A 26,022-nucleotide genomic window follows, 5' to 3' on the forward strand; every position below is an offset into this window, starting at 1 on the left:
GGGATGCTTGTCCGCATTGTGGTGGACAGGGCGGAGGCGACGGGCGGTCGCTGGGGCGAGCACAATACCGAGCGCCGCCGCGCCATCATCGCCGCCTATGTGGAGCTGATCGAGGAATCCCAGCCGGGTGCGGACATCCCGTTGCAGGTGATCGCGGACCGGGCCGGGGTCAAGCGCTCGGTGGTCTACCGCCACTTCGACGATCGCGGTGACCTGGACGCCAAGACCCGCGAGTTCGCGGTCGAGCAGGTGGTGGATCTGGTCATGCCGGACTTCGATCCGGCGGAAAGCCTGCGCGGCACCATCTTTCGTATTGTCGCGACCTATGTCGGCTGGGTGTCGGTGCACGCCCGGCTGCACGGCTGGATCGAGCGCGGCCCCGGCAGCGGTGATCCGGCGGGCAAGGCGGTCGTGGGCGGCACCAAGGCGGCCGTCGCCGAGCGGGTCGCCCAGCTGTTCACGCTGGCGGCGAGCGTTGTGGGACAACAGCATCCGGGCATCGACCCGGCCGCCTTCGCCATCGTGTCGCTGGTGGACGGCGGGGTGACGCGGTGGCTGGAGACGCGGCCGGCCGATCTGGACGAGACCGAACTGACCCGCCTGCTCGCGGATTCGATCTGGGCGCTGTTCGACGCGATGGCCCGGGCGCGCGGTTTCGTCGTGAATCCGGATCGGCCCATCGCGGAGCTGATGGCCGATCCGCCGGTGCGGCTCGAGAGCTGATTCTCGCCACGGGCCGGAGGCCCGGGGCGATCAGTCGTTGCGCGGCGTTGGTGGCATACCCGGATCTGGCGGGTTCGGTTCCTCTTGGCACTCGGAGTCTTCCTGCTGGTTGTCTTCGGGGCGCCCGCCCTGGGCCGCCCCCGGGGACCGAACGGGGGATATGGTCACTGGCTCACCGTCGGCGGGCCAGCTCCGAACTGGATCCCGCGTGAACACATGCCCCCTCCTCCTGTTGCGTGCGAGATAGGCGACTGTGCCTGAGGGTTCGCGCCCGAAGGGCTTCGACGGGTTCGTCCCCCGTGGCAATTCGAGGCGGTACCGTCGCGTGGTGGTCGATCACGAGGCATCTTGGGCGTGGCGTCTGGCTCGCAGCGAACTGGAGTTGCCACTTCCCCGACGATGGGCGCACTCCCAGGGCGTTGGACGAGCAGCGATCGCGGCTGCGGCGGGACTGGATTGCAATTCGGAACTACTTGTGGCAGCGGCGATCCTGCACGATGTCGGTTACGCACCCAGGCTGGTGGTTACCGGTTTTCATCCGTTGGATGGTGCGCGATTTCTGCGCGACGAGCACCAGGCGGATCAGCGGGTAACTCGACTGGTTGCCAACCACACCTTCGCTTTGCTCGAAGCTGACGAACGCGGGCTACAGGCACAGCTTGCCGCAGAATTCCCGATTCTCGACGACCAAGTGTTGGTCGACGCCCTGACCTACTGCGACATGACGACAACACCTGACGGCGGGCCGACCACCGCAGCGGATCGGATCCACGAAATCCTCACCCGCTACGGCCGTGACACCACGGTCGGGCGGTTCATGCAGCGCGCTGCAACGAACATCCTGGAGGCAGTTTTCCGCACCGAGGAAGCAATGGCCGCTCACCCCAGGTAGGGGTAGTTGCCTGACAGAAAGTCGCCGATCTGCTGACGCATGCTTGGGTGTATGTCGTACTGGTCCAGGTCTTCAGTCCGGACGAAGGCCACCCCGTCGGCTTCCTCGTTGATGGTCGGTGTTCCGCTGACCGGTCGGCCGATGTAGCAGTTCTCGTACTGCTGACGAATCTCGCCGTCGGTGTAGGCGACGATGTGATTCGGGTTGCTGTACACGCCAAGGAATCCGGTGATCACGGCCGTTATCCCGGTCTCCTCCTGGCACTCCCGGATCGCGCACTCCGCAGCAGTCTCCCCCAAGTCCATTGCCCCACCTGGTAACGCCCATTGGCCGGTGTCGCGGCGACGCTGAAGGAGGATCGCCCCGGAGTCGTCGGTGACAAGTAGATTGCACGCCACCACAAGGGAATTCGCCTTCGGGGCCTTCGGGTCGTAGTAGTACTCGATCCTGCCCATGATCAACCTTTCATCGGGGTAGCCATGGCTGGGCGGCGGCCCAGATGGTTTCGAAGCTTTGGGCGTAGCTGTCGAACCACGCGGCGTCATTGACGCGTTTGAGTTGGAAGACCGGGTTCGCACTCGCGGGCTGCCCCCAAATATGCGGGTTTACCAGCATGTTTTCGTCGTACCGGAACAGTGAGCTGTACAGCGTCGTGTCGTGCAGCCGAACTTCGCAGCGTTCCTCGGACAGCAGCGGCTGGTAATACGTCAGCGAGGCACGGACTTTCGCAGACAGGGTGTCGCCGATACCTTCCTCATGGCCACGAGCGACAACTGCCTCGCCGCTGGGGTTCCCGAAGCACAGTCGGACACGAACGCCCTGGGCTGCCTGCGCGGCCAGCATCTTTACGACCATCGGGTTCGACTGCACGAAGAATGTTCCGGAGAAGACCAGTACATCGATCTGTTCGGTTGCACTGCGCAGCAGCGACAACCATACGTCCCGAGGAACCTCAGCGCGGTTCGGGTAGGTGGCAACCAACTCAGCATTCTTGGGAACCGGTGTTGCCTCCGGAGCCGGCGGCCACAGGAACTCCTCCCCAATGCGGAGGTGTTGGGCAACGCTCCTGCGATGCTTCGGATGCGGCACCCTGCCGCCAAGCCAACGGCTGACTGTTTTCGGGTCCACTTCACACACCTCGGCCAGCACCTCGGGACGGATACCCCGTTGGAGCAGCACGCTTTGCAGCCGGATGTTCACAGTCTCCATGGAAACCGACGCACCGATCGGTGGGCAAGGAAATCGCTACGGGACGCCGAAAACGTCCCAGGACGTCTAGGGACCGGTTCCAAACGCGGTTACAAGATCCCCCAATTTGCCGCCACGATGGCTCTGACCAGCGACGGAACAGGGATCGAGATGAATCGGCGCACTCGGATCTACCAGTTCCCCGGCGGTGTGTTCGAACTCCAGGCCACCGAGGGCGAGGTGGACGACTACGCGGGGTTCTACCTGGAATTTCCCGGGTACGGCGCACTGATCGGGCAAGACGATAAAGGGGCAGTCATGCGGTACAAGCCTGCGGCGCTCGGGTACCTGCGATGCGATGTGTCCGGCATCTCCCAACTGTGGGACGAAACCCAAGTGCGAAGGCTCGCAGAGCGATTCGGCTACGACTTCTGCGGCATGGTCGTATTCGATCCCAAATCGGGACGGCCCCCGCTGGCGCGCCTGAAGGCCCAAGCCACCCGATTGGACGCCGAGGCGGTCATTGTGCCCAGTCCGGACCACTTCGAGGGCGGACAGATACCGGGCTCGCTGGTGAAGCAACTCGACGTGATCACGGTTCACCCCGAAGAGACCTACGCCCGGCGCTCCATGCCCCCGCTGCGGGACCTGCCGCCCGTTCCAGCTGACGGTACCTAAACCACTCCGAAGGCCTCGGGAAGCCCTGAAAGCGGGTGATCTACTACGACTTCAGGACAACATAGGCGTTGCTTCACAACGCATTTCGCGAGAGGACTCGGCCCCCGAATGCAACCGTGCCGAGTCCTCACAGCTTGGGTTCACCAGCCGCAGGAGAGGGCTGGAGTTCTCTGTGTGGTGGAAGCATCCGGATTCGTTGGTGTTCCCGCATCCCGATGACCTGACGAGCTGATGACTCGGCCGCATTCCTACGACGGATGGTTCATCGGGGCAGTGAAGCGAGCCAAGGTCCAGGAGATCACCCCGCACGATCTGCGGCACACGGGCGCGTCGCTGGCGATCTCGGCTGGGGCTAATGTGATGGCACTGTCCAGGATGCTGGGCCACAAGGACAAGTCGGAGACGCTGAACACCTATGCGGACCTGTTCGACGACGACCTCGATCGGGTCGCGAACGCGATGCACAAGCGGTACGAAGCGGTCACTCCTTGTCAAAATCTTGTCACCGAACCTGACAAGATCGACAAGGCGGCCTGAAATGTGGCGCTGACCTGCCAGTAACCAAGCAAGACCCCCTCTACAACGGATCGTCCGGCACGTTCCTGCCGGTGAAGGGAAGTGTTGAGCCGTGGCTACGGTGACTTTCGACAAGGCCACTCGGTTGTATCCCGGGGGGAGCAAGCCGGCTGTGGATGCTCTGAATCTCGAGATCGAGGATGGGGAGTTTCTGGTTCTGGTGGGGCCTTCGGGGTGTGGAAAATCCACCTCGTTGCGGATGCTCGCGGGGTTGGAGGAGGTGAGTGACGGGCGGATTCTGATCGGGGATCGCGATGTCACGCATGCCGAGCCCAAGGAACGCGATATCGCGATGGTGTTCCAGAACTATGCGCTGTATCCGCATATGAGCGTGGCCGAGAACATGGGGTTCGCGCTGAAGATGGCGAAGGTGTCCAAGGAGGAGCGGCAGCAGCGGGTGCTGGAGGCCGCGAAGCTGCTGGATCTGGAGCCCTATCTCGATCGCAAGCCGAAGGCGTTGTCCGGTGGGCAGCGGCAGCGGGTTGCCATGGGGCGCGCCATCGTTCGGCAGCCGCAGGTGTTCCTGATGGACGAGCCGCTGTCGAACCTGGACGCCAAGCTGCGGGTGCAGACTCGCACCCAGATCGCGCAGTTGCAGCGGCGGCTCGGGACCACCACCGTCTATGTCACGCACGATCAGGTCGAGGCCATGACCATGGGCGATCGGGTGGCGGTGCTCAAGGACGGGCTGCTGCAGCAGTGCGCCTCGCCGCGCGATCTGTACCGCAATCCGGCCAACCTGTTCGTCGCGGGCTTCATGGGGTCGCCGGCCATGAATCTGTTCACCCTGCCGGTGACCAGCGGTTCGGTGACGCTGGGCGGCTGCCCGCTGCCGCTGCCGCGTTCGGTGGCCGCGGCCACCGGTGAACGCGTCGTGGTCGGCATCCGGCCCGAGCACCTGGAGCCGGTCGGCGACGGGGCGGGCATCGCCATGGAGGTGGATGTGGTCGAGGAGCTCGGCTCCGACGCCTACATCTACGGCCGCACCCTCGGCGACGGGGAAACCATTGTGGCGCGCGCGGATTGGCGCAACCCGCCCGCCAAGGGCACTCGCCTGGCGCTGGTCGCGGATTCGGACCACACGTACTTCTTCCACCCGGAGGACGGGCGTCGCCTGAACTGATCTTCGATCGGTATGGGGGTTCGGGGCAAACCCCGGGCCCCCTTATTGCGCGGGAGCGCGATGTTTCCGTCGCCACTCGTCGTTCACCCGGACGCGCAAATTCTCCAGGGGCACTTGGTTTCCCGATGCGCTGCGTAGTTCGACGGTGACCGGTTCGCCGGTCGAATCCTCCAGCCGTTGCAGCGGCGCGGTGCCGTCCTGGAGGTACTTGTCGCCCCACTGCCACAGCGCCACCACCGCGGGCAGCAGATCCAATCCCATTGCGGTGAGCACGTATTCGTGGCGCGTGCGCTTGCCCTCCTCCCGATACGGCCGCCGGGGCCTACGACATCGTGGTGGCCGCGGGCGTGGAATCCATGAGCCGGGTTCCCATGGGGGCCAACCTGGTCGGGGCCGAGGACATCGCGGGGGTCGGATTCGCCGAGCGCTACCCGGAGGGCTGGGTGCCGCAGGGCATCAGCGCCGAACTCATCGCCGCCCAGTGGGGCCTGACCCGCACCCAGCTCGACGAGTTCGCGCTCGCCAGCCACGAGAAGGCCGCGGCGGCCACCAAAGCCGGGGCCTTCGAGGCCGAGATCGCGCCCTACGGTGGACTTTCCGCGGACGAGGGCATCCGGGTCGGCAGCACCCTGGAGGGGCTGGGCGCGCTGCGGCCGGCCTTCTACAGCGAGGAGACGGCTGCGCGCTTCCCGCAGATCGGCTGGAACATCACCGCCGCCAACTCCAGTCCCATCACCGACGGCAGCGCCGCCACCCTCATCATGACGAGCGAGCGCGCCGCCCAGCTCGGGCTGCGGCCGCTGGCCCGGTTGCACAGCTTCGCCGTGGCGGGCGACGATCCGCTGCTCATGCTGACCGCCGTCATCCCCGCGACCCGGAAGGTATTGCAGCGCTCCGGATTACAGCTGGACGATATCGACCTGTTCGAGGTGAACGAGGCGTTCTCGCCGGTGGTGCTGGCCTGGGCGCGGAAGATCGGCGCGGACCTGGCCAGGGTGAACGTGAACGGCGGCGCGATCGCTCTGGGCCATCCGCTGGGCGCCTCCGGCGCGCGGCTGGCCACCACTCTGGTGCACGCCATGCACGACCGCGGCGCCCGCTTCGGTCTGCAAACCATGTGCGAGGCAGGCGGTTTGGCCAACGCCACCATCTACGAACGCCTCTGAGACTCACACCGCCTCCGAGGCTCACACGCTGACCGCGACGATCGCGGCCAGCAGGCCGAGGATCCACGCCTCCGCCAGCAACGGGAACGCCAGCAACGCGGTGGTCCAGACCCGCTGGCGGAGGCGCACGGCGCGAGCAGTCCACAGCGGCACCAGCACGACGGTCAGCGCGATCCCCAGCCACGCCACCGCCTCGGCCAGCGGCAGGTAGCGGGTGTCGGCGCTGTCGGAGGCCAGCCGCCGGTATTCCGGCACGAAGCCCGCCACCGCCCAGGCCCATGCCGCCGCGCCGACATAGATCACCACGGTGGCAACGAAATCCGCGGCCGTGATCGGGGGCCGCCGCCACTCGGCCACCCCTCCAGCATGCCGTTCAGCTGATCGCGGTCGCCACCAGCACGTGCCCGGCCCCGCCCACGAGCGCGATCACCGGCAGCGCGACGGCCGGCCAGATCCACGCCCGCCGGCCCGTCATCGCCGCCACCGCACCCAGCACCAGCGCCCCGACCAGCACCAGGAACATCCCGCCTCCGCCGATCAGCAACCCCCACAGCGCCGAAGCGGGCGGCCGGATCACCGAGCAGCCCACCGAGAAATCCGACCGCTGGAAGGCACAGCGGTTGTGCACCAGGTCGAACAACTTCGCGAACAGGTCGTAGGCCCACCCGAACGCCACCCCCACGCCGGCCAGAAACAGCGCCGCGGAGATCAGAACATCCTTGCCCCGCACCGCTTTACGACCGGCCTCCGCAGGGGCCGGGGCCAGGCTGGACACCTCGGTCGCGGGCCGCTTCGCCGGCATGGTCCGGTCATCCTCACCGACGATCACCCCCGGCATACCGCCTCCCGTCACATACCTCGGCTCCTCCGGGCCGCCGGGTGCGAACTGCCTCGGCGCCGCGCCCGGATGCCACGCATCCGGTGAGAACTCCTTGTCCGGGCCGGGATTCGCGCCACCCTCGGCGAAGCCTGGCGCACCGCCATACGACTGATACGACCCGGCCCCCGAAGGCGAAAGACCGGCCTGCCCGCCGGAGCCCGGCGCTCCGCCGGCATTTCCAGGAGCCCGTGGCGGCACCGGCGGTTCGGGAGCGCGCCGACCACCCTTCGGCAGGGTCGGTCCCGCGGCATCGAAGGACTCGCCGTGCGCACGCGCGCCGGGTGGCTGCTGAGGCACGGGCTGGGGCGGAGTCGGTGGCGGCGCGGTCCGGCCGCCGCCTTTGGGCAGGGTCGGTCCGGCGGGATCGAGGCCGCCTCCCTGCTGCTGCCGCCCGGGGGCCTGCGGCGGTGTCGGTGGCGGTGGAGTTCTGTTGCCCGCCTTCGGGAACGTGGGCCCGGCCGGATCCACACCCCGCTCCGGGGGACGCCCACCCGACATAGTGATCGGCGAGGGCGGTGATTGGGACTGACGGCCAGGCCCTGCCGGCATCGGGTCGGCCGGACCCGGACCTCCCGGCCGCGGCTGCTGCCCACCCGGCTGGGATCGCGGCGGCCCTGCGGGACGGCGCATGCCGTGCCCCGAGGGAAAGGGGTCCGGCGCGGCAGGATCGCGGTGAACCTCAGCGGGGTTGCGGTGATGCTCAGCAGGATTGCGGTGAACCTCGGCGGGATTGCGATGGCCCTCACCAGGATTGCGGTACACCTCGGCCGGGCCGGCCCCGCCCGGTCGGGGTCCCGATGGCTGGCTCGTGACGGCGTCCGGCCCAGGTGGCGGCGCCGGCCGGAAGGGCTGGCCGGGCGGAGGAGGCGCGTCCGAGGCGGAGCGGCGAGGTTCGTCGGGCGGGTTCATGGGCGCGGTCTCCCCCAAGCGCAGAGCTGTCGGGGGCCGGGCGGCGTCCCCCTTCGGATTGTCGCCCGCTCGCCGCCGCACCGCCACCGCTTACCGGGCGCGGCGGTGGGTAGGGTGCGGGAGGTGAGCGACGGCGTGGTGGATTTCGAGTCGGCGGTGGTCTACGCGATTCCGATGCGAACCCGGTTCCGGGGGATCACCGTTCGCGAAGGCATGCTGATTCCCGGGCCGGACGGCTGGGGCGAGTTCTGCCCGTTTCCCGAATACGACGATCGGGAGGCGGCGGCGTGGCTGGCCACGGCGGTGGAGCAGGCGACGGCGGGATGGCCGGAGCCGGTGCGGGATCGGGTGCCGGTGAACTGCATCGTGCCCGCCGTGGGACCGGAGCGGGCGCGCGAGATCGTAGCCGCGTCGGGCTGCCGCACCGCGAAGGTGAAGGTCGCCGATCATCCGTATTCGCTGCATGAGGATCTGGAGCGAGTCGCGGCCGTGCGGGACGCGCTGGGGCCCACCGGCGCGGTGCGCGTCGACGCCAACGGGCTGTGGGATGTCGAGACCGCGGTCACCCGAATCCGCGAGATCGACCGGGCGGCAGGCGGTTTGGAGTACGCCGAACAGCCGTGCCGGACTGTCGAGGAGCTGGCCGAGGTGCGCAAGCGGGTCGACGTGCGCATCGCCGCGGACGAATCCATCCGCCGCGCGGAGGATCCGCTGCGGGTCGCGGTGGCCGGTGCGGCCGATGTGGCGGTGCTGAAATGCACTCCGCTGGGCGGGGTTCGGCGCGCGCTGGCGGTCGCCGAGGCCGCCGGACTCCCGTGCCTGGTGTCCTCGGCACTGGAAACCAGCGTCGGCCTGGCCGCGCAGGTCGCCTTGGCGGGCGCACTCCCCCACCTCGATTTCGCCTGCGGCCTGGACACGTTGTCCCTGCTCACCGGCGACGTGGTGACCGAGCCGCTGCGCCCGGTGAACGGCTCCCTGCCGGTCCCCCGCCACGCCCCCGCCCCGGACCAGGACCTGCTCGACCGCTACCGTCACCCGGACCCCGAACGCACCGACTGGTGGCGGCGACGCCTCGCCCGGGTCGCAGCCCTGCTGCCGTGACAGGATCCCGCTTGTTCCAGACCGGTTTCCGCTGTCAGCCGATCTTCACACCGCAGGAGTACATCGTCGTGCGCAGCAGTAGCGCCGCCTCGGGTCCGATGACCCCGTCGACGAGTTCGAGGTAGCGCTCGCAGAATTCGGGTCCGTGCGGCGCGACCGCGGCCATCTCGGGTTCCAGGTGGTGCGCCAGTTCGTGCAGGATCACCAATTCGCGCAGCGCCCAGGCACTTCCGTGCGCGTGCAGCGGCACCGCCAGCACCGCCGTCTCGGTCTCGTAGTGGGCTGCCTTGGCCCCCGCTCGGGCCCGCACCGTCACCGGCGCCGACGCTCGTTCCCATCGGGCGCGCACCCAGTTGAGGGCGAGCACCCGATCCGCGTACGTCTGCACCGATTCCACCGACGCGAACCGCCGTTCGATGGGCAGCGTGATCCGCGACCCGTGCAATTCGACCGTCCGCGTGCCGAATTCGTCGGCGCGGTCGAACATGCCGCGCACCAGCCCCTCGGCGTCGTACACCTGGGAACGTTGCGCGTCCCGAACGGCCATGCGCGCGTGCGCTATTCGCCCGCGCCGCGCGGCAGCTGCCCGCGCGCCCCGCCGAGTTCCGGCGCACTGCCCAGTCGCGCGGCCTTGCCCGCCCGGTCGCCGGCGCGCCGCGCGGCCGCCGAATATCCGGCCGACGCCTGCGGACCCTGCCACGTGCCGCGCGCCTCGGAAGTGCGCGAATAGAAGTCGGTGAGTTCGAGTTCCTTGTTGCGCAGGGCGAGCGCCGTTCCGGTCGCCGCGGCGGTGTCGCCGCCCTCGGACCGACCGGCGGCGTCGGCCGTGACCAACTCGGTCTCCACCTCCGCCTTGACCTCGGCCAGCCGGCGGCCGATGCGGGCGGCGAAGGCCATCTGAAAGTTCAGCCGTGCCGTCACCGCCGCGACCGGCACCTCGACGGGCCGGTGGTACACGCGGCCGTAGCGGCGTTCCACCACCACCTTCTCGGTGGTGGCGCTCTTATAGCTGCCCGACTTGATGTACTGGTCGGAGGCGCGCACCATCTGGATCAGCAGGCTCGTGTACAGCGCCTCGCAGGTGTCGATATCGGTGTCGAAACCGTAGGCGTACACCGTGGTCGAGGACCGCGCCACATCGCAGCGCACATCGTTGGCCGCCGCGATCGCCACGAACAGCTGCACGTAGGTGCGTAGCCCGCGCTTGCCCGCCGCACCGATCGGGATCACCCGCTGCGTCGGCGTGGGCCGCCGTTCCCGGCTCGCGATATGCGCCCGCGCCACCGCCAGATCCACCGACGATCCGGTCGCCAGCCGCTGCGCCGCGGCCAGGAAGGCTTCGGCCTCGTGCTCGTTGTCGGTCGACTCGGCCTGCCGCAGCAAGCCTCCGATCCGAGTGAGCATCTTGTCCTGAGAAGACATCGGGGACCAGCCTAGCGGCTGCGAAGATCAACGTGGTCGGCGTCCGAAGGACGAGGTAGTCCCGGCACCGGGAACCTCCACCATGTATCTTCCCTTGTGCAACCGGCTGGGTGTGCCGCCGCTCACGTCTCGACCCTGGAGTATTCGCGATGGCTTTGAAGAGTGTGTCGTCCCTACGATCGACGCTGGTGCCGCGTGCCGTCTTGGCCGTGACCTCGGCGGCCTTGCTGACGGCGACTCTCGCCACCGGCTGCTCGTCGAGCAGCAGCAGTTCCAACGCCATTTCCGAGAACCTCACCGGCCGTGGCCCGATCACCTATGTCGAGGGCAAGGACACCACCGAGACCGGTGCGGTCAAGCAGCTCATCGACCGCTGGAACGCCGCGCACCCGGACGAGAAGGTGACGTTCAAGGAGCAGTCCAGCGACGCCAACCAGCAGCTCGACGATCTCAAGCAGCACATGCAGGCCAAGGCGTCGGACTACGACGTGGTCGCCCTCGACGTGCCGTGGACCGCGCAGTTCGCGGCCAAGGGCTGGATCCAGCCGCTGAAGGACTCCTTCGCGATCGACACCTCCACCCTGCTGTCGCCGCCGGTCGCCTCGGCCACCTACAACGGCACCCTCTACGGCGCCCCGCGCAACACCAACGGCGGCCTGCTGTTCTACCGCAAGGACCTGGCGCCGGAGCCGCCCAAGACCTGGGCCGAGATGATCTCCATGTGCCCCAAGGCCAAGGAAGCCGGAATCGGCTGCTACGCAGGCCAGTTGGCGCCCTACGAGGGTCTGACCGTGAACACCGCCGAGGTGATCAACGCCTTCGGCGGCAGCTTCGTCGGCCCCGACGGCAAGACCCCGACCGTCAACACCCCGCAGGCCAAGCAGGGCCTGCAGACCCTCGTGGACGCTTACAAGAACGACGACATGCCCAAGGAGGCGCTGTCGTTCAAGGAGCCCGAGTCCCAGAACGCCTTCACCAGCGGCAAACTCATGTTCATGCGCGGCTGGCCGTCCTCCTTCGGTGACGCCGGCGCGGACGCCTCCGCGGTGAAGGACAAGTTCGGCGTCGCCCCGCTGCCCGGCAAGGACGGCATCGGCGCCTCCACCCTCGGTGGCTACAACGCCGCCATCAGCGCCTTCTCCAAGAACAAGGCCACCGCGCTGGACTTCCTGCGCTACCTGATCAGCGAGGACGCCCAGCACATCGTGGCCCAGGGCGGCCTGCCGTCGGTGCGCGCCTCGGTCTACGACGACCCGGCCCTGATCGCCAAGATGCCCTACCTGCCCGCGCTCAAGGACTCCATCGCCTCCGCCGTGCCGCGGCCGGTGACCCCGTTCTACGACGCCGTCTCGAAGGCCATCCAGGACAACGCCTTCGCGGCGCTGCAGGGCACCAAGTCGGTCGACGACGCGATTGCCGGGATGCAGAAGGGCATCGAGACCGCCGGATCGTAAGGTGTACTCGGAATCCGAGTACCGGGCCACGATCGCGGGCGTTCTCGCGTCGGTCGTGGCCCAGCCCGTAGATCGTGGGCCCAGCCCGTAGGAGAAGAAGTCAAGGTGTCACGTCCTCCGGGAGCGACCGACGTCGCGGAGTCCGAATCGACGGAGCAACCCGTGAAATCGCAAGCGCCACAATCGAACAGCCCGAAACGCCGGGGCCCGGTCCTCGGCCTCACCGCGCGGGCCTGGCTGTTCGTCGCTCCGGTGCTGCTGGCCCTGGTGGTCGTGGTCGGCTACCCGGTGGTGCGCGCGGTGATCATGTCCTTCCAGAAGGACGCGGGCATCGACAAGTCCACCGGCATGTTCGTCGAGGGCGGCAGCGCGGGCTTCGGCAACTACACGCACTGGCTGCTGCAGCAGTGCACCAACTCGCTGGGCGAGACGGTGTCCTGCCCGACCGGCAACGGCGGCTCGGAATTCTGGGCCGCGGTCGGCGTCACCTTCTTCTTCGCGGTGGTCACCGTCAGCCTGGAGGCGACCATCGGCCTGGGCATGGCCATGATCATGGGCAAGACCTTCAAGGGCCGCGCCCTGCTGCGCGCCGCCGTGCTGATCCCGTGGGCCATCCCCACCGCGGTCACGGCGCGGTTGTGGGAGTTCATGTTCCAGTACGACGGCGTCGTCAACCGGGTGTTCGGGACGCACATCGTGTGGACCGTGGAGGGCTGGCCCGCCCGCTTCGCGGTCATCATCGCCGACGTCTGGAAGACCACGCCGTTCATGGCGCTGCTGATTCTGGCCGGGCTGCAAGTGATTCCGGAGGACGTGTACGAGGCCGCGAAGGTCGACGGCGCGTCGGCCTGGCAGCGCTTCTGGAACATCACCATGCCGCTGCTGAAACCCGCACTGCTGGTGGCGGTCCTGTTCCGCACCATGGACGCGCTGCGGCTCTACGACCTGCCCGCCATCATGACCCAGGATCTCGGGGCCACCCGCACCATCTCCACCCTGGTGGTGCAGCAGTCCCGGTCCGGCGCCAACAGCGCGTCGGCCCTGTCGATCATCACCTTCCTGCTCATCTTCGCGGTCGCGTTCGTGTTGGTGAAGGGTTTGGGCGCCAACGCCGTTCGCACCCAGGAAGCACAGCGGGAGGCGCACTGATGAGCACCGACGTTCTCGATCAGCCGGTGAACAAGCCGGTGCGACAGCCGGTTTCGTGGGGCAGGCGGCTGACGTCCGGACGGGTCTACCTGGGCGCGTTGATCGTGCTGATCTGGGGTCTGGCGCCGTTCTACTGGATGGTCGTCACCGCGCTGCGCGATCCGGCGTACATCTTCGACAACACGCCCTGGCCCACCCACATCACCTTCGACAACTTCCGCACCGCCTTCGACACCAACCGCGGCACCGATTTCGGTCGCGCACTGGGCAACAGCGTGATCATCGGCGCCGCCACCACCGCCATCGCCCTGCTGCTGGGCGTGATGGCCGCGTACGCGCTGGCGCGCTTGACCTTCCGCGGCAAGTACCTGGTGTCCGGACTGATCCTGTCGGCGTCCATGTTCCCGGTCGTGGTGCTGGCGACGCCGCTGTTCCAGCTGTTCACCGACCTGGGATGGTACGGCCACTACCAGGCGATGATCATCCCGAACATCTCGTTCGTGCTGCCGATGACGGTGTACATCCTGTCGTCGTTCTTCAGCGAACTGCCGTGGGAGCTGGAGGAAGCCGCCCGCATCGACGGCGCGTCCCGCTTCCAGGCGTTCCGGTTGATCATGCTGCCGCTGGCCGCGCCGGCCGTGTTCACCACCGCCATCCTGGCCTTCATCGCGGCGGTCAACGAGTTCCTGCTGTCGAACCTGCTCTCCAGCGACGCGACCGCGCCGGTCACGGTGGCCATCGCCCACTTCGGCGGCAACAACGGCTCCAAGGTGCCGCCCTACGGGGCCATCATGGCCGCGGGCACCATCGTCACCATTCCGCTGGTGATCATGGTGCTGCTGTTCCAGCGTCGCATCATCTCCGGTCTCACCGCGGGTGGCGTGAAGAGCTAGGGACGCCGCACGACGTCGATTAGCATGGGTCGCGCCGTGGTGCCGCGGGTCGGCGGCCCCTGCCACGGCGTCCCCGTCACAAGCTTTTTCGACGCTCCGGAAGGAGATGCTCGTGAGCTCGTCCCGCAAGCGACGCCGAGGAGAACCGGCCCCGAACGGTACCGCGGCAGGGTGGAACGAGCTGGCGAGCGCCGCGGCGCACCGGCAGCAGCACGCCTCGCACAGTCGCCCCCGCCGCCGCATGAAACCACCGCGGGCGGCCCGGCAGCCCGAACCGGGGCCGCGGCCGCCCCGCACCCGCGGGCAGCGCGTCCGGCGGCTGCTCCTGGCACTGTTCCTGGTCCTGGTGGTCATGCCGACCACGCTGCTGGGCACCGCCTACTGGAGCGCCGAGATCCCCGACCCGAACACGGTGCAGACCAACCAGATCGCGACCATCCTCACCTCCGACGGCGCCAGCGTCATCGCGAAGGTCGTTCCGCCGGAAGGCAATCGGGTTCCGGTGCCGCTGTCCGACGTGCCCGAGCCGGTGCGGCAGGCGGTGCTCTCGGCCGAGGACCGCAACTTCTACACCAATCCCGGCTACTCCACCTCGGCGTTCCTGCGCGCGGCCCGCGACAACCTGCTCGGCCGCGACGACGCGGGCGGCGGCTCCACGATCACCCAGCAGTACGTGAAGAACGCCTTCCTCAGTTCCGAACGGACCCTGAGCCGCAAGATGCGCGAGCTCATCATCTCCGCCAAGATGGCCCGCGAATGGAGCAAGGACGACATCCTCGCCGCCTACCTCAACACCATCTACTACGGACGCGGGGCGTACGGCATCTCGGCGGCGGCCAAGGCGTACTTCGGTAAGCCCGCACCGGAATTGACGCTCGCCGAGGGCGCGGTGCTGGCGTCGGTGATCCGCACCCCGTCGCTGCTGGATCCGGAGAGCCACCTCGACCAGCTGAAGGCCCGCTGGAACTACGTGCTCGACGGCATGGTGCAGACGGGCACGCTGACCCGCGTCCAGCGCACCGCCATCCAGTTCCCGAATATTCTGCCGGTCACCGAGGTGGACGACAGCACCCCGCGCGGGCCGGAGGGGCTCATTCGCGCCCAGGTGCTGCGCGAGCTGCGCGCCTCCGGGATCAGCGAGCACGATCTGAATACCGGTGCGCTGCAGATCATCACGACCATCGACGCCAAGGCGCAGCAGGCCGCGCTGCACGCGGTGGGCACGGTGCTGGGCGGGCAGCCGGGCGAGCTGCGCACCGCGGTGGTGTCGGTGGATCCGCGCTCGGGGGCGGTGCGCGCCTACTACGGCGGCCCCGACGGCATCGGCTTCGATTTCGCGCAGGCGCCGCTGCAAACCGGTTCCGCCTTCAAGACTTTCGCGGTGATCGCCGCACTCCAGCAGGGCATCCCGCTGTCGTATCGGCTCAACAGCGAACCGCTGACGGTCAACGGCGAGAAGATCCAGAACGTGGGCGGTGAGAGCTGCGGCACCTGCTCGCTGGCCGAGGCGTTCAAGCGCTCGCTCAACACCAGCTTCTATCGGCTCGCCCAATCCCTGTTCGAGGGCCCGAAAGCCATTGCCGACGCGGCACACAAGGCCGGCATCCCCGAGCAGATTCCGGGCGTGCCCGGCAAGACCCTGACCGAGGACGGCGCGCCGCCGCTGCCGGCCATCGTGCTGGGCGCGTACTCGGTGCGGCCCATCGACATGGCCTCGGCCTACGCCACCCTGGCCGCCTCCGGCGCCTACCGCGCCCCCTACTTCGTGCAGAAGGTGGTCACCGGCGACGGCCGCGTTCTGCTCGACCGCGCCAAGAACCCCCAGAAGACCGAACAGCGCATCCAACCGGCCATCGCCGACAACGTGACGCAGGCCATGCTGCCCATCGCCGCCTACTCCAACAACCACAATCTCGCCGGCGGCCGCCCCGCCGCCGCCAAGACCGGCACCACCCAGCTCGGTGACTCCGGCCAGAACAAGGACGCCTGGATGGTCGGCTTCACCCCGTCCCTGTCCACCGCCGTCTGGGTGGGAACCGAACAGTCCCAACCCATCCGCACCGCCCGCGGCGCGGCCATCTACGGCTCCGGCCTCCCCGCCGACCTCTGGAAACAAACCATGGACGCCGCCCTCGACGGCACCCCCGTCGACCAATTCCCCAACCCCGAACAAATAGCCGGAATGCCCCCCGCCAACGGCAATTACGACATCCTCAACCCACCCTCCCCCGCCCCCACCCAAGAACCCGTCCTCGTCATCCCCCCGGCCCCCACCCCCAAAGAAGTAGAAATCTTCCCAGGCCTCAGCATCCCGGTGCCCGGCTGATTTTCGAACTGTGATGCGCTGTTGATCATGTTTACTGCCTACTGTGCCCATGCACAGGGTGGCGCGGATATGGTGGAACCCGCTACCGGCTTCGATGACTCCAGGAGGCGGTGGCAGGATGCGGGTTGGGAGCAGGGTGGGGTCGGAGACAGCACGAGACATAGGGGCGACGCCGGTGGATTTCAATGTCGTTGAACGCCACGAAACGCTGGTAGCCGGAACGGTGCTACGCAGCCCGGCACTCGCGGTCGAAGGGCCGCGCCGCGCGAAGGTCGAGGAGGCCTGGAAACGTAATCTGGCACGCGATCTGCCCGGTCCGCCCGCGACCGCGTATGTCGATCACGCACCCGAGATCGGTTCGTATCTGACGCATATCGTCGGATACGAATGCGAGAAGCTCGACGACCTATTGCCGGGCGATGTACTCGCCCGTATCCCCGCCGGTAAATTCGCCCGCTTCCTTCGCACCGGCGACAATCTCGGCGACATCATCGTGTCGATCTGGCGCACGGTCTGGGACCTCGAGGCGGCCGGCACCCTGGTGCGCGCGTACACCGGGGATTTCGAGCACTATCCGGACAACCGGACGGTGGAGGTTTTCGTCGCGCTGGATGCCGGCGCCGAGGGGTAGGGGAACAGCTGTGGACTTCGAAATCGTCACCCTCGAGGACTTCCTCGTCGGCGGCCTGACCATTCCCCTGGCCGGCCGCGAGGTCACCGCCCGCGACCTGGATCTGGTCAACTTCACCTGGGACCGCTACCTGGCGCGCGAGAAGAAGGCCGAGCGGGTGGCCGCCTACATCGGCCAGCACGATCACGCGGTAGCCGTTCTGGGATACCAGCTTTCGGGCCTGGGCGACCTCGACACCGGCGATGTGGTGACCCGCATCCCCGCCGGGCGCTACGCGAAATTCGTTGTGTCGGACAAGCCTTACGACCTGCTGCGCACGGCCTGGGCGAAAGTGGCCAAGGCCGAGAACGCCGGAACCATCACCCGCTCCCACACCGCCGAGATCGAGCGCTACACCGGGCCGACCTCGGTCGAGGTGTACGTCTCCCTCGACTGACGTCGAAACACCAGGGCGGCATCGCGATCGGATCGCGATGCCGCCCTTGGTATTTCGGGGGAGCCGGGAGAGTTACTCGGCCCCGATGATGAACGCCTCGAGCTGAGCACGGGCGACGTCGTCCGCGAGCTGCTTGGGCGGGGACTTCATCAGGTAGGCCGAGGCCGGAATGACGGGCCCGCCGATGCCGCGATCCTTGGCGATCTTGGCCGCGCGCACCGCGTCGATGATGATGCCCGCCGAGTTCGGCGAATCCCACACCTCGAGCTTGTACTCCAGGTTCAGCGGCACGTCGCCGAAGGCGCGGCCCTCGAGCCGGACGTAGGCCCACTTGCGGTCGTCGAGCCACTCGACGTAGTCCGACGGGCCGATGTGCACGTTGCGGTCGTGCACCTTGCCGGCCAGCGGGCCCTCGAGGTTGGAGGTGACGGCCTGGGTCTTGGAGACCTTCTTGGACTCCAGCCGCTCGCGCTCGAGCATGTTCTTGAAGTCCATGTTGCCGCCGACATTGAGCTGGTAGGTGCGGTCCAGCACGACACCGCGGTCCTCGAACAGCTTGGCCATCACGCGGTGGGTGATGGTCGCGCCGACCTGGGACTTGATGTCGTCGCCGACGATGGGCAGGCCCGCGTCGACGAACTTCTGGGCCCAGACCGGGTCGGAGGCGATGAAGACCGGCAGCGCGTTGACGAAGGCCACGCCCGCGTCGATGGCGCACTGCGCGTAGAACTTGTCGGCCTCTTCGGAACCGACCGGAAGGTAGGACACGAGGACATCGACCTCGGCGTCCTTCAGCGCCTTGACCACGTCCACCGGCTCGACGTCGGACAGCTCGATGGTCTGGGCGTAGTACTTGCCGATGCCGTCGAGGGTCGGGCCGCGCTGCACGGTGATCCCGCTCGGCGGCACGTCCGAGATCTTGATGGTGTTGTTCTCGCTGGCGAAGATCGCGTCGGACAGATCGAAGCCGACCTTCTTGGCGTCCACGTCGAACGCGGCGACGAACTTCACGTCGCGCACGTGGTACGGGCCGAACTTGACGTGCATGAGGCCCGGAACGGTGGAGTCCGCGGGCGCGTCCCGGTAGAAGTGGACGCCCTGCACCAGGGAGGATGCGCAGTTGCCCACACCCACGATGGCCACGCGCACTTCGGTGGCTCCGCCAGCCTGATTGATGTCACTCATGGCCGATATTTCCCTCTTTCTGTGGTGCCGCCTTCGTCGATTGCTCTGCGGCAATCAACTCGTTGAGCCAGCGCACTTCGCGCTCGCTTGATTCGAGACCGAGTTGATGGAGCTGGCGGGTGTAGCGGTCCAACTGCCCGCTGGCGCGTTTGATCGCCTCCCGCAGTCCTTCTCGGCGCTCCTCGACCTGCCGCCGCCGGCCCTCCAGAATTCGCATCCGCGCTTCCGCGGGGGTGCGGCTGAAGAAGGCCAGGTGAACGCCGAAGCCGTCGTCGGTGTAGTTCTGGGGCCCGGTGTCGGCGAGCAGTTCGGCGAACCGCTCCCGCCCGGGGTCGGTCAGGTTGTAGACCCGCCGCGCACGGCGGGTGGCCAATCCCTGCGGACTCTCCTCCGCGATGAGGCCGTCGGCCTGCATGCGCCGCAGGGTCGGATACAGCGACCCGTAGGAGAAGGCCCGAAAAGGGCCCAGCAGACCGGTAAGTCGCTTCCGCAACTCGTAGCCGTGCATCGGTGATTCGAGGAGCAGCCCGAGGATCGCCAGTTCCAGCACGGGCTTCACCTCCTGACCGTCGTGTATTCAGAACCTAACCGATGGATGCAGTTCCAAACTATATCGCGCCGATATAAACCGCTGCGCGGTAAGGCTCGTATCCCAACGCGACCCCTGATCTCCGCCCGACCGGGGTAACTCACCGGGTACGCCCAAAATCGGTTCGGCACCCAACCGCAGGCCGGACGACCAGGGCTTACGGCTCTCAGCCAGCCGCAAAAGTTCCGGGGAGGCGGAACAGCGCGTGCGGGTGGTCGGGGGGCGCAAGTACTCTGGGTCGCGTGCGAATACAGCGGCAGGTAGTGGACTATGCGCTTCGGCGTAAGTCGCTGCTGGCCGACGTCTACGCGGGGCGGGTGGACGTCGCGGAAGTGTGCGATGCGAATCCGTACCTGTTGCGTGCGGCGAAGTTCCACGGTCGGGGGAGCGAGGTCACATGCCCTATCTGCAGGAAAGAGCAGTTGACTCTCGTATCGTGGGTCTACGGCGACGGGCTCGGGCCCGTCGCGGGCTCCGCCCGCACGCCAGAGGAGTTGGTCCGGCTGGCCGAGTCTCGCGAGGAGTTCTCGGTGCATGTGGTCGAGGTGTGCCGGACCTGCAGTTGGAATCATCTGGTGCAGTCCTATGTGCTGGGCTCCGCCCCGGCACCGACGAGGCGCCGCCGCACCGGCGCTCGCCGCACGGCCGCCGAGTGAGAGGCCACGTCGACTGCTGATCCAGCGGGTATGACCATGCCCGCCGCGGTGCAACGCGTGACCGCATCGAGCCACTGGACCGTATCGAATAGTTATTGGAGAGCCAGGCTGTGACATCGCCCTATGACGACGGACCGCACGGCGGCCGCCCCCGTGGCGGTTCGCAACCCGGCCCCGGCGGCTACCCGCCGCACGCGCAGGGTGGTGGAGGGCGACCGGCAGGCCCGCCGCCCGGCGCGAATCGCCCGGCCCAGGGTCCCGGCGGCCCGCAGCGCGGCCCCCACGGCGGTCCCGGCAACGTGCCGCCGCGCGGACCCAACGGGCAGCCCCAGCGCGGCCCCGCCCCGCAGGGCGGTCAGCCCCCCAGACGGCAGGGCCCGCCCCCGCAGAGACCCGGGAATCCGGATGCGACGCGCATCATTCCCAATCCCGCCAATCCGGACGCGAAGGTGAATACCGGCTCGCGCCAGGCGGTTCCGAATCACATCTCGCGGGCGGCCACCTCCGACCGCACCCAGCGCATCTCCGATCGCGTGGTCCGCGCCGGTGCGGGCGCCGGCACTCGCCCGCGCCCGGACGAGGACCGGGCCGGCCGGCCGCCGTCGGGCGCGCAGCCCGCGGTCCGGCGACCGCAGGGCGGCACCCCGTCCGGCCCGCCCCCGCGGCGGCCCGGCGGCGACGGTCCCGGCGGGGGCGGCGGCAAGGGCGCGCCCAAGAGGGGCTCGATCTGGCGGCTCGCCCGGCGCATCACCTACGTCTTCGTCGCGCTGATCTTCGGCGGCGCGAGTTCGATCTTCCTGTACGCCTATTCGACGGTGAACGTGCCGCAGCCGGGCGACCTGAAGAACAACCAGGTGGCCACCATCTTCATGGCCGACGGCACCTCGGTGCTGGCGAAAGTCATTCCGCCGGAGGGCAACCGGTCGGATGTGACGATCGACCAGATCCCGCCGCACGTGCGCAATGCCGTGATCGCGGCGGAGGACCGCTCGTTCTACACCAATCCGGGCTTCTCCATCCAGGGCTTCGGGCGCGCGTTCGTCGGTCAGCTGACCGGAAACTCGTCCGCCGGTGGTGGTTCCACGATCACCCAGCAGTACGTGAAGAACGCCATGGTCGGCAACGAGCACTCGCTGACGCGAAAGATGCGTGAGCTGGTGATCTCGGCGAAGATGGCCAAGCAGTGGTCCAAGGACCAGATCCTGGCCGCCTATCTCAACACCATCTACTTCGGTCGCGGGGCCTACGGCATCGACGCGGCGGCCAAGGCGTACTTCGGCAAGCCGGTGACCGACCTGTCGGTGGCCGAGGGCGCGGTGCTGGCCGCCACCATTCAGCAGCCGTCGAATCTGGATCCGGAGAAGAATCCGCAGGGCGCGCAGGAACGCTGGAAGTACGTGCTCGACGGCATGGTCGACGGCGGCAACCTGTCGGCGGCCGACCGCGCGAACACGCAGTACCCCACCGTGATCCCGGCCGCGCAGGCGCAGAAGGACAAGACGCTGGACGCGGGTCCCGAGGGCCTGATCAAGACGCAGGTGCTCAAGGAGCTCGAGGCCGCCGGCATCACCGAGCACGACCTCAACACCCAGGGTCTGCAGATCACCACGACCATCGACCAGAAGGCGCAGCAGTCCGCGGTGGACGCGGTGACCAAGGTGATGGACGGCGAACCGGACAAGCTGCGGACCGCGGTGGTGTCGGTGGATCCCAAGACCGGTGCGGTGCGCGCCTACTACGGCGGCCCCGACGGTCAGGGCCTCGACTACGCGAATCAGGGTCTGCCGCCGGGCTCCTCGTTCAAGGTGTTCGGTCTGGCCGAGAACCTCGAGATGGGCAAGCCGCTCTCCACGCTGTACGACTCCTCGCCGGTCACGGTGAACGGCATCAAGATCACCAACGTCGAGGGTGAGCAGTGCGGCATGTGCACCATCGCCGAGGCGCTCAAGCGATCGCTGAACACCAGCTTCTATCGCATGGAACTCGACATGCAGGGCAACGGCCCGCAGAAGATCGCCGACATGGCGCACAAGCTCGGCATCCCGGAAACCATTCCGGGCGTGGGCAAATCGCTCACCGAGCCCGACGGCAGCGGCCCCAACAACGGCATCGTGCTGGGCCAGTACCAGGTGCGCCCGCTGGACATGGCGTCCGCGTACGCGACGCTGGCGGCCTCCGGCACCTATCACGCACCGCACTTCGTGCAGAAGGTGGTCGCCTCCGACGGCACCGTGCTGATGGATCGCGGCGAGACCGCGGGCGAGCCGCGCGTATCGCCGGCGGTGGCGGACAACGTGACCGACGCGATGAAGCCCATCGCGGCCTGGTCGCGCAACCACCAGCTGGCGGGCGGCCGCCTCTCGGCCACCAAGACCGGCACCAACCAGCTCGGCGACACCGACGAGAACCGCGACGCCTGGATGGTCGGCTACACCCCGTCGCTGTCCACGGCGGTCTGGGTGGGCACCGACAACGGTGAGAAGCTGCGCAACGCGAGCGGCGGCATGATCTACGGTTCGGGCCTGCCCGCCGATATCTGGAAGGCCACCATGGACGGCGCGCTCAAGGGCACGCCCAACGAGAACTTCCCGAAGCCGGGCACCATCGGCGGCCAGGCCGGTGTGCCCTCGTGGTCCGCGCCGTACACGCCCGCGCCGACCACCGAGCAGCAGGTGCTGCCGCCGGTGATCACGCAGAGCCAGGTGGAGATCCTGCCGGGCATCACCATTCCGGTGCCGGGTCTGGCGCCCAACCCGCAGCGCTCGAATCCGCAGACGCAGCAGGCGAATCCGCAGGAGGGCGGCCCGATGTCGGGACAACCGGTGGCCCCGGCCGACGGATCCACCCCGACGACGGCCCCGAACGGGGGCGGTAATGGGAACGGCAACGGCAACGGGTCGCGGCCGACTCGGTAGCCTGCTGCCGTGATCGAGCAGGAACTGGTGCACCGGCCGGCCGCCTCGGGCGAGCCGGCCGGTGGCGCGCTGACGCCGGGGGAGGCAGCGGTGGAAGATGCTCGCGCACAGCGCGCTGTGGACGATTCTCACGCTCCGCGCGAGGTGCCCGTGGGGTACGAATCGCCGGCACCGCCGGCCGCGGATCTGCGTTCGATCGACGACCGCGACAAGCCCAGCCGCACCGATACGCTGACCGCGCAGCTGTGCGATCTGATCGGCGGCCCGGTGGGCGATCACGCGGTGATCGGCCGGGTCCGCTTCTGGACCCCGGTGCGCGTCATGATGGCGTTCGCGGTGCTGTTCCTGGCGTTCAGCTGGTTCGGCAAGGCCGGCTGCATTCAGCAGCGTCCGGTCGACGGCGTGATGGGACTGGACTGGAACAACGGCCGCCAGTACATCGCCATGTGCTATTCCGACACGGTGCCGCTGTACGGGGCCGAACATCTCAACGAGGGCGCGTTCCCATACAAGAAGCAGTGGGTCGAGGCGGGCGGCGACGGTAAGCCGCAGGTCCGGTACATGGAGTATCCGGTGCTGTCGGGCCTGTACCAGTACGCCGCCATGGGAATCGCCAAGGCGTGGAAGCTGTCCCCGCTGCCCGGGCACAAGGCGCTCGAGGTCGTCATCTACTTCGACGTGGTGGCGGTCGGGCTGGCGCTGGCCTGGCTGGTGACCATCTGGGCGACGGCGCTGTCGGCGGGACGGCGGGTGTGGGACGCGGCGCTGGTGGCGCTCTCACCGCTGGTGCTGGTGCACGCGTTCACCAATTTCGACGCGCTGGCAACGGCTTTCGCGGCGGGTGGGCTGCTGGCCTGGGCGCGCCGGCGGCCGGTGCTGGCGGGCATGCTGCTGGGTCTGGGCGGCGCGGCGAAGCTGTATCCGCTGCTGTTGCTGGGGCCCATCGTGATTCTGTGCATGCGCGCCGAACGGCTCGACCAGGACGAGACGGCATGGGGCGGCATTCGCCCGCTGCGTGCCGCGGGCGGGGCGGTGGCGGCGGCCGCGATCACCTGGCTGGCGGTGAACGCGCCCATCGCGGCGCTGTACCCCAAGGGCTGGTGGGAGTTCTTCCGGCTCAACACCGAACGCCACGCCGACCCGGATTCGATCTACAACGTGATCACCTCGTTCACCGGCTGGAAGGGCTTCGACGGGGCGCTGACCCCGCAGCAGACGCCGGCGATCCTCAATCAGGTGTCGCTGCTGCTGTTCGTCGCGGCCTGCGCCGGCATCGCCTGGATCGGGCTGACCGCGGCGCGGCGGCCCCGGCTGGCGCAGCTGGCGTTCCTGGTGGTGGCGGCGTTCCTGCTCACCAACAAGGTGTGGAGCCCGCAGTATTCGCTGTGGCTGGTGCCGCTGGCGGTGCTTGCGTTGCCGCAGCGGCGAATCCTGTTGGCGTGGATGACGATCGACGCCCTGGTGTGGGTGCCGCGCATGTTCTACTACCTGGGCGAGGACCACAAGGGACTGCCCGAGCAGTGGTTCACCAGCGCGGTGGTGTTGCGCGATTTGGCCGTGATCGCCTTGTGCGTCTTGGTGATTCGGCAGATCTACCGGCCGGGTGCGGATCCGGTGCGCCGTGACGGGGTCGACGATCCGGGGGGCGGCATTCTCAGCCACGCCCCGGATCCGCAACAGCCCTGGCTGCCAACGCTTTTGCGGCCTCGGCAGCCGGCCCCGACACCCTGACCCCTCCCAGCGCCCTGGATGGAACGGCGCCTCAGACGAAGCGGGCGAGCTGCGGGACAGCCTCGCCCGGATGCTTGGCCTGGAAGCCCTCGCCGATCGCCTCCATCTTCCAATCCGCGCCCGGCCCGGGCCGATACACCTTCGCCATCGCCATCGCGGTGAACGGCATACCGCCCGCGAGGGTGTAGCGCGCCAGTTCCGTGTTGGCGGCGCCGTCGACCAATCGGCAGAAGGCGTTGGCGATCTGCTCGAAGGTGTGGCCCTTGTACGAGGTCACGATGAACAGCAGGGTGGTGACCGAATCCGCGACGCGGGTCAGGTCGACGGTGATCACCTCGTCGTCGCCCTCGCCCTCACCGGTCAGGTTGTCGCCCAGGTGCCGGATGGAACCGTCCTTGGAGCTGAGGCTGCCGTAGTAGACGACGTCGACGGGCTTGTTCCCGGCGAACAGCACCACCGACGCGTCCAGGTCCACGTCCACGGACTTGTTGCCGAACATGCCGCCGCGCTTGACCGGATCCCAGCCCAGACCCATCGTCACGTAGCCGAGGGCGTTGCCGCCCTCCTTGCGCAGGTTGATGCGCTGCCCCTTGACCAGGCTGACCACCTGCCCGTTGGGCAGATCGCGGTCGGCCTGCACCGGCGCAGCCTGCTGCCCATAGCCCGGCGGCGGCGGGAAATTACCGGGCTGCTGGCCGTATTCGGGCGGCGGCGGATACTGGCCGGGCGGCGGAGGCGGCGGCGGGTATCCGCCGGTGGGCGCGAAGTTCTCGGCGGGCGGCGGATAACCGGTGGGCGCGAACGGTTCCGGGGCGGGCGCGAACTGCTGCGGGGCGGGGGCCTGCTGCGGGGCCGGCGTCGGTTGCGGGGCGTCGTCCACCTTGACGCCGTGGTCGGTGACGAGTGCGGCGAAACCGCCCGCGTAGCCCTGGCCGACGGCGCGGACCTTCCAGTCGCCCTGGCGGCGGTACAACTCCAGTGCGATGACGATGGATTCGGTGCTGAGCCCCTCGATCCGGTACTCGTACAACACGTTTCCGCCGGCATCGCTGATCTGGGCGACCGGCGGGGACAGCCGCCCGAAGCTGGAGGTGGCGTCGTCGAGGGTGATGACGGCCCGCAACTGCTCGATCTCGGCCGGAATGGCGGCCAGGGTCACCGCTAGCACCGCGGGCTGCCCGGCCGCGCCCGGCCGCAGCGTGACACCGGGACCGCTGGGCTGGTTGAAGAAGATGAAATCGGCGTCGCTGCGAACGGTGCCGGCCGCGGTGACCAGCAGTGCGGACAGGTCCGCGGGCGCGGACACCTGCACGCTGATCACCAGATCATGGACATTCAGGGGACCGTTCTGGCCCTTCACCAAAACTGCGGACAAGATCGACCCTTCGCTTGTCGTTGC

The 26,022-nt window shown here is 68.3% G+C and carries 24 protein-coding genes and 2 pseudogenes; 16 read left to right on the forward strand and 10 right to left on the reverse strand.

The genetic code is table 11. The features are described 5' to 3' along the window. Nucleotides 1–3: 3 nt before the first annotated feature. Together D7D52_RS21805 and D7D52_RS21810 are read left to right on the forward strand one after the other, a co-directional pair. Nucleotides 4–723: a TetR/AcrR family transcriptional regulator gene (locus tag D7D52_RS21805; RefSeq protein WP_120739155.1), complete on the forward strand. Its 720-nt coding sequence runs from the start codon at nucleotides 4–6 to the stop codon at nucleotides 721–723. Between the two features lie 328 nt (nucleotides 724–1,051). Continuing rightward, a complete protein-coding gene (locus tag D7D52_RS21810; protein ID WP_222932653.1) occupies nucleotides 1,052–1,615 on the forward strand; it encodes an HD domain-containing protein in 564 nt (187 codons plus the stop codon). Here the strand turns inward: D7D52_RS21810 and D7D52_RS21815 are convergent. Beyond that, nucleotides 1,603–2,070 (reverse strand): NUDIX hydrolase, encoded by a 468-nt coding sequence (locus D7D52_RS21815; protein WP_120739157.1) that lies wholly within the window; start codon nucleotides 2,068–2,070, stop codon nucleotides 1,603–1,605. The two genes, D7D52_RS21810 and D7D52_RS21815, sit on opposite strands and share 13 nt — an antisense overlap. Nucleotides 2,071–2,080: 10 nt before the next feature. Further along, nucleotides 2,081–2,815 carry an XRE family transcriptional regulator gene (locus D7D52_RS21820; protein WP_187703021.1) on the reverse strand — a complete coding sequence of 245 codons (735 nt, stop codon included), beginning with the start codon at nucleotides 2,813–2,815 and terminating at the stop codon, nucleotides 2,081–2,083. A gap of 159 nt (nucleotides 2,816–2,974) precedes the next feature. Here D7D52_RS21820 and D7D52_RS21825 point away from each other — a divergent pair, with 159 nt between their 5' ends. The 3 genes and pseudogenes from D7D52_RS21825 to D7D52_RS21835 all read left to right on the forward strand — a co-directional run bounded on the left by D7D52_RS21825 (nucleotide 2,975) and on the right by D7D52_RS21835 (nucleotide 5,180). After that, nucleotides 2,975–3,481 carry a hypothetical protein gene (locus D7D52_RS21825; RefSeq protein ID WP_246023214.1) on the forward strand — a complete coding sequence of 169 codons (507 nt, stop codon included), beginning with the start codon at nucleotides 2,975–2,977 and terminating at the stop codon, nucleotides 3,479–3,481. 231 nt (nucleotides 3,482–3,712) lie between these two features. Next, nucleotides 3,713–4,018: pseudogene (locus tag D7D52_RS21830) on the forward strand (tyrosine-type recombinase/integrase); the annotation flags it as partial. 91 nt (nucleotides 4,019–4,109) lie between these two features. Next, on the forward strand, nucleotides 4,110–5,180 hold the full coding sequence (locus tag D7D52_RS21835; protein ID WP_120739161.1) for an ABC transporter ATP-binding protein: 1,071 nt from the start codon (nucleotides 4,110–4,112) through the stop codon (nucleotides 5,178–5,180). A 42-nt stretch (nucleotides 5,181–5,222) separates the two neighbouring features. Here D7D52_RS21835 and D7D52_RS21840 read toward each other — a convergent pair whose 3' ends face one another. Then, nucleotides 5,223–5,597, reverse strand: coding sequence for a winged helix-turn-helix transcriptional regulator (locus D7D52_RS21840; protein WP_425464690.1), 375 nt, complete (start codon nucleotides 5,595–5,597; stop codon nucleotides 5,223–5,225). Here D7D52_RS21840 and D7D52_RS21845 point away from each other — a divergent pair. Continuing rightward, nucleotides 5,495–6,346: pseudogene (locus tag D7D52_RS21845) on the forward strand (thiolase family protein); the annotation flags it as partial. The gene D7D52_RS21840 and the pseudogene D7D52_RS21845 overlap by 103 nt on opposite strands. Nucleotides 6,347–6,367: 21 nt before the next feature. Here D7D52_RS21845 and D7D52_RS21850 read toward each other — a convergent pair. Next, the gene (locus D7D52_RS21850; protein WP_120739163.1) at nucleotides 6,368–6,703 is read right to left on the reverse strand and encodes a hypothetical protein; all 336 of its coding nucleotides are present in this window, start codon (nucleotides 6,701–6,703) and stop codon (nucleotides 6,368–6,370) included. 16 nt (nucleotides 6,704–6,719) lie between these two features. Next, nucleotides 6,720–7,148, reverse strand: coding sequence for a hypothetical protein (locus tag D7D52_RS21855; protein WP_162958464.1), 429 nt, complete (start codon nucleotides 7,146–7,148; stop codon nucleotides 6,720–6,722). A gap of 1,110 nt (nucleotides 7,149–8,258) precedes the next feature. On the opposite strand from D7D52_RS21855, the gene D7D52_RS21860 reads away from it, so the two are divergent. Continuing rightward, on the forward strand, nucleotides 8,259–9,236 hold the full coding sequence (locus D7D52_RS21860) for an o-succinylbenzoate synthase (protein ID WP_120739167.1): 978 nt from the start codon (nucleotides 8,259–8,261) through the stop codon (nucleotides 9,234–9,236). A gap of 34 nt (nucleotides 9,237–9,270) precedes the next feature. Here D7D52_RS21860 and D7D52_RS21865 read toward each other — a convergent pair whose 3' ends face one another. Together D7D52_RS21865 and D7D52_RS21870 are read right to left on the reverse strand one after the other, a co-directional pair. Further along, complete coding sequence (locus D7D52_RS21865) at nucleotides 9,271–9,783, reverse strand: TIGR04338 family metallohydrolase (RefSeq protein WP_120739169.1); 513 nt, start codon at nucleotides 9,781–9,783, stop codon at nucleotides 9,271–9,273. An 11-nt stretch (nucleotides 9,784–9,794) separates the two neighbouring features. Further along, nucleotides 9,795–10,658, reverse strand: a complete 864-nt coding sequence (locus tag D7D52_RS21870) for a DUF2786 domain-containing protein (RefSeq protein WP_120739171.1) — start codon at nucleotides 10,656–10,658, stop codon at nucleotides 9,795–9,797. A gap of 149 nt (nucleotides 10,659–10,807) precedes the next feature. Between D7D52_RS21870 and D7D52_RS21875 the strand changes: the two genes are divergently transcribed. The 6 genes from D7D52_RS21875 (at nucleotide 10,808) to D7D52_RS21900 (ending at nucleotide 17,547) form a co-directional block, all read left to right on the forward strand. After that, nucleotides 10,808–12,112, forward strand: a complete 1,305-nt coding sequence (locus D7D52_RS21875; RefSeq protein ID WP_120739173.1) for an ABC transporter substrate-binding protein — start codon at nucleotides 10,808–10,810, stop codon at nucleotides 12,110–12,112. Nucleotides 12,113–12,274: 162 nt separating this feature from the next. Next, nucleotides 12,275–13,261, forward strand: coding sequence for a carbohydrate ABC transporter permease (locus D7D52_RS21880; protein WP_120739175.1), 987 nt, complete (start codon nucleotides 12,275–12,277; stop codon nucleotides 13,259–13,261). After that, nucleotides 13,261–14,154 carry a carbohydrate ABC transporter permease gene (locus D7D52_RS21885; protein ID WP_120739177.1) on the forward strand — a complete coding sequence of 298 codons (894 nt, stop codon included), beginning with the start codon at nucleotides 13,261–13,263 and terminating at the stop codon, nucleotides 14,152–14,154. Before D7D52_RS21880 ends, D7D52_RS21885 begins: the two co-directional genes overlap by 1 nt. A gap of 106 nt (nucleotides 14,155–14,260) precedes the next feature. After that, complete coding sequence (locus D7D52_RS21890) at nucleotides 14,261–16,480, forward strand: transglycosylase domain-containing protein (protein WP_120739179.1); 2,220 nt, start codon at nucleotides 14,261–14,263, stop codon at nucleotides 16,478–16,480. Between the two features lie 175 nt (nucleotides 16,481–16,655). After that, complete coding sequence (locus D7D52_RS21895) at nucleotides 16,656–17,111, forward strand: GyrI-like domain-containing protein (RefSeq protein ID WP_120739181.1); 456 nt, start codon at nucleotides 16,656–16,658, stop codon at nucleotides 17,109–17,111. A 10-nt stretch (nucleotides 17,112–17,121) separates the two neighbouring features. Continuing rightward, nucleotides 17,122–17,547 carry a GyrI-like domain-containing protein gene (locus tag D7D52_RS21900; protein WP_120739182.1) on the forward strand — a complete coding sequence of 142 codons (426 nt, stop codon included), beginning with the start codon at nucleotides 17,122–17,124 and terminating at the stop codon, nucleotides 17,545–17,547. Between the two features lie 72 nt (nucleotides 17,548–17,619). On the opposite strand, the gene D7D52_RS21905 is transcribed toward D7D52_RS21900, so the two are convergent. Both D7D52_RS21905 and D7D52_RS21910 read right to left on the reverse strand, forming a co-directional pair. Next, on the reverse strand, nucleotides 17,620–18,732 hold the full coding sequence (locus D7D52_RS21905; protein ID WP_120739183.1) for an inositol-3-phosphate synthase: 1,113 nt from the start codon (nucleotides 18,730–18,732) through the stop codon (nucleotides 17,620–17,622). Further along, complete coding sequence (locus D7D52_RS21910; RefSeq protein ID WP_120744349.1) at nucleotides 18,725–19,282, reverse strand: PadR family transcriptional regulator; 558 nt, start codon at nucleotides 19,280–19,282, stop codon at nucleotides 18,725–18,727. Before D7D52_RS21910 ends, D7D52_RS21905 begins: the two co-directional genes overlap by 8 nt. Before the next feature lie 281 nt (nucleotides 19,283–19,563). Between D7D52_RS21910 and D7D52_RS21915 the strand changes: the two genes are divergently transcribed. The 3 genes from D7D52_RS21915 (at nucleotide 19,564) to D7D52_RS21925 (ending at nucleotide 24,623) form a co-directional block, all read left to right on the forward strand. Further along, nucleotides 19,564–19,977: a DUF5318 domain-containing protein gene (locus D7D52_RS21915; RefSeq protein WP_120739184.1), complete on the forward strand. Its 414-nt coding sequence runs from the start codon at nucleotides 19,564–19,566 to the stop codon at nucleotides 19,975–19,977. A 725-nt stretch (nucleotides 19,978–20,702) separates the two neighbouring features. Continuing rightward, nucleotides 20,703–22,892: a transglycosylase domain-containing protein gene (locus D7D52_RS21920; protein ID WP_246024040.1), complete on the forward strand. Its 2,190-nt coding sequence runs from the start codon at nucleotides 20,703–20,705 to the stop codon at nucleotides 22,890–22,892. A gap of 150 nt (nucleotides 22,893–23,042) precedes the next feature. Further along, complete coding sequence (locus tag D7D52_RS21925; RefSeq protein ID WP_120744351.1) at nucleotides 23,043–24,623, forward strand: glycosyltransferase family 87 protein; 1,581 nt, start codon at nucleotides 23,043–23,045, stop codon at nucleotides 24,621–24,623. 31 nt (nucleotides 24,624–24,654) lie between these two features. Here D7D52_RS21925 and D7D52_RS21930 read toward each other — a convergent pair whose 3' ends face one another. Then, a complete protein-coding gene (locus D7D52_RS21930) occupies nucleotides 24,655–25,998 on the reverse strand; it encodes a TerD family protein (RefSeq protein ID WP_120739186.1) in 1,344 nt (447 codons plus the stop codon). Between the last annotated feature and the right edge of the window lie 24 nt (nucleotides 25,999–26,022).

Source organism: Nocardia yunnanensis (genome assembly GCF_003626895.1).
In the GTDB taxonomy this organism is placed as follows: domain Bacteria; phylum Actinomycetota; class Actinomycetes; order Mycobacteriales; family Mycobacteriaceae; genus Nocardia; species Nocardia yunnanensis.

Coding starts and splice junctions, on each gene's coding strand:
- D7D52_RS21885 (WP_120739177.1), top strand. CDS start 13,261: ATGAGCACCGACGTTCTCGATCAGCCGGTGAACAAGCCGGTGCGACAG.
- D7D52_RS21855 (WP_162958464.1), bottom strand. CDS start 7,148: ATGCCGGCGAAGCGGCCCGCGACCGAGGTGTCCAGCCTGGCCCCGGCC.
- D7D52_RS21815 (WP_120739157.1), bottom strand. CDS start 2,070: ATGGGCAGGATCGAGTACTACTACGACCCGAAGGCCCCGAAGGCGAAT.
- D7D52_RS21805 (WP_120739155.1), top strand. CDS start 4: ATGCTTGTCCGCATTGTGGTGGACAGGGCGGAGGCGACGGGCGGTCGC.
- D7D52_RS21865 (WP_120739169.1), bottom strand. CDS start 9,783: ATGGCCGTTCGGGACGCGCAACGTTCCCAGGTGTACGACGCCGAGGGG.
- D7D52_RS21875 (WP_120739173.1), top strand. CDS start 10,808: ATGGCTTTGAAGAGTGTGTCGTCCCTACGATCGACGCTGGTGCCGCGT.
- D7D52_RS21870 (WP_120739171.1), bottom strand. CDS start 10,658: ATGTCTTCTCAGGACAAGATGCTCACTCGGATCGGAGGCTTGCTGCGG.
- D7D52_RS21825 (WP_246023214.1), top strand. CDS start 2,975: ATGAATCGGCGCACTCGGATCTACCAGTTCCCCGGCGGTGTGTTCGAA.
- D7D52_RS21890 (WP_120739179.1), top strand. CDS start 14,261: ATGCTCGTGAGCTCGTCCCGCAAGCGACGCCGAGGAGAACCGGCCCCG.
- D7D52_RS21905 (WP_120739183.1), bottom strand. CDS start 18,732: ATGAGTGACATCAATCAGGCTGGCGGAGCCACCGAAGTGCGCGTGGCC.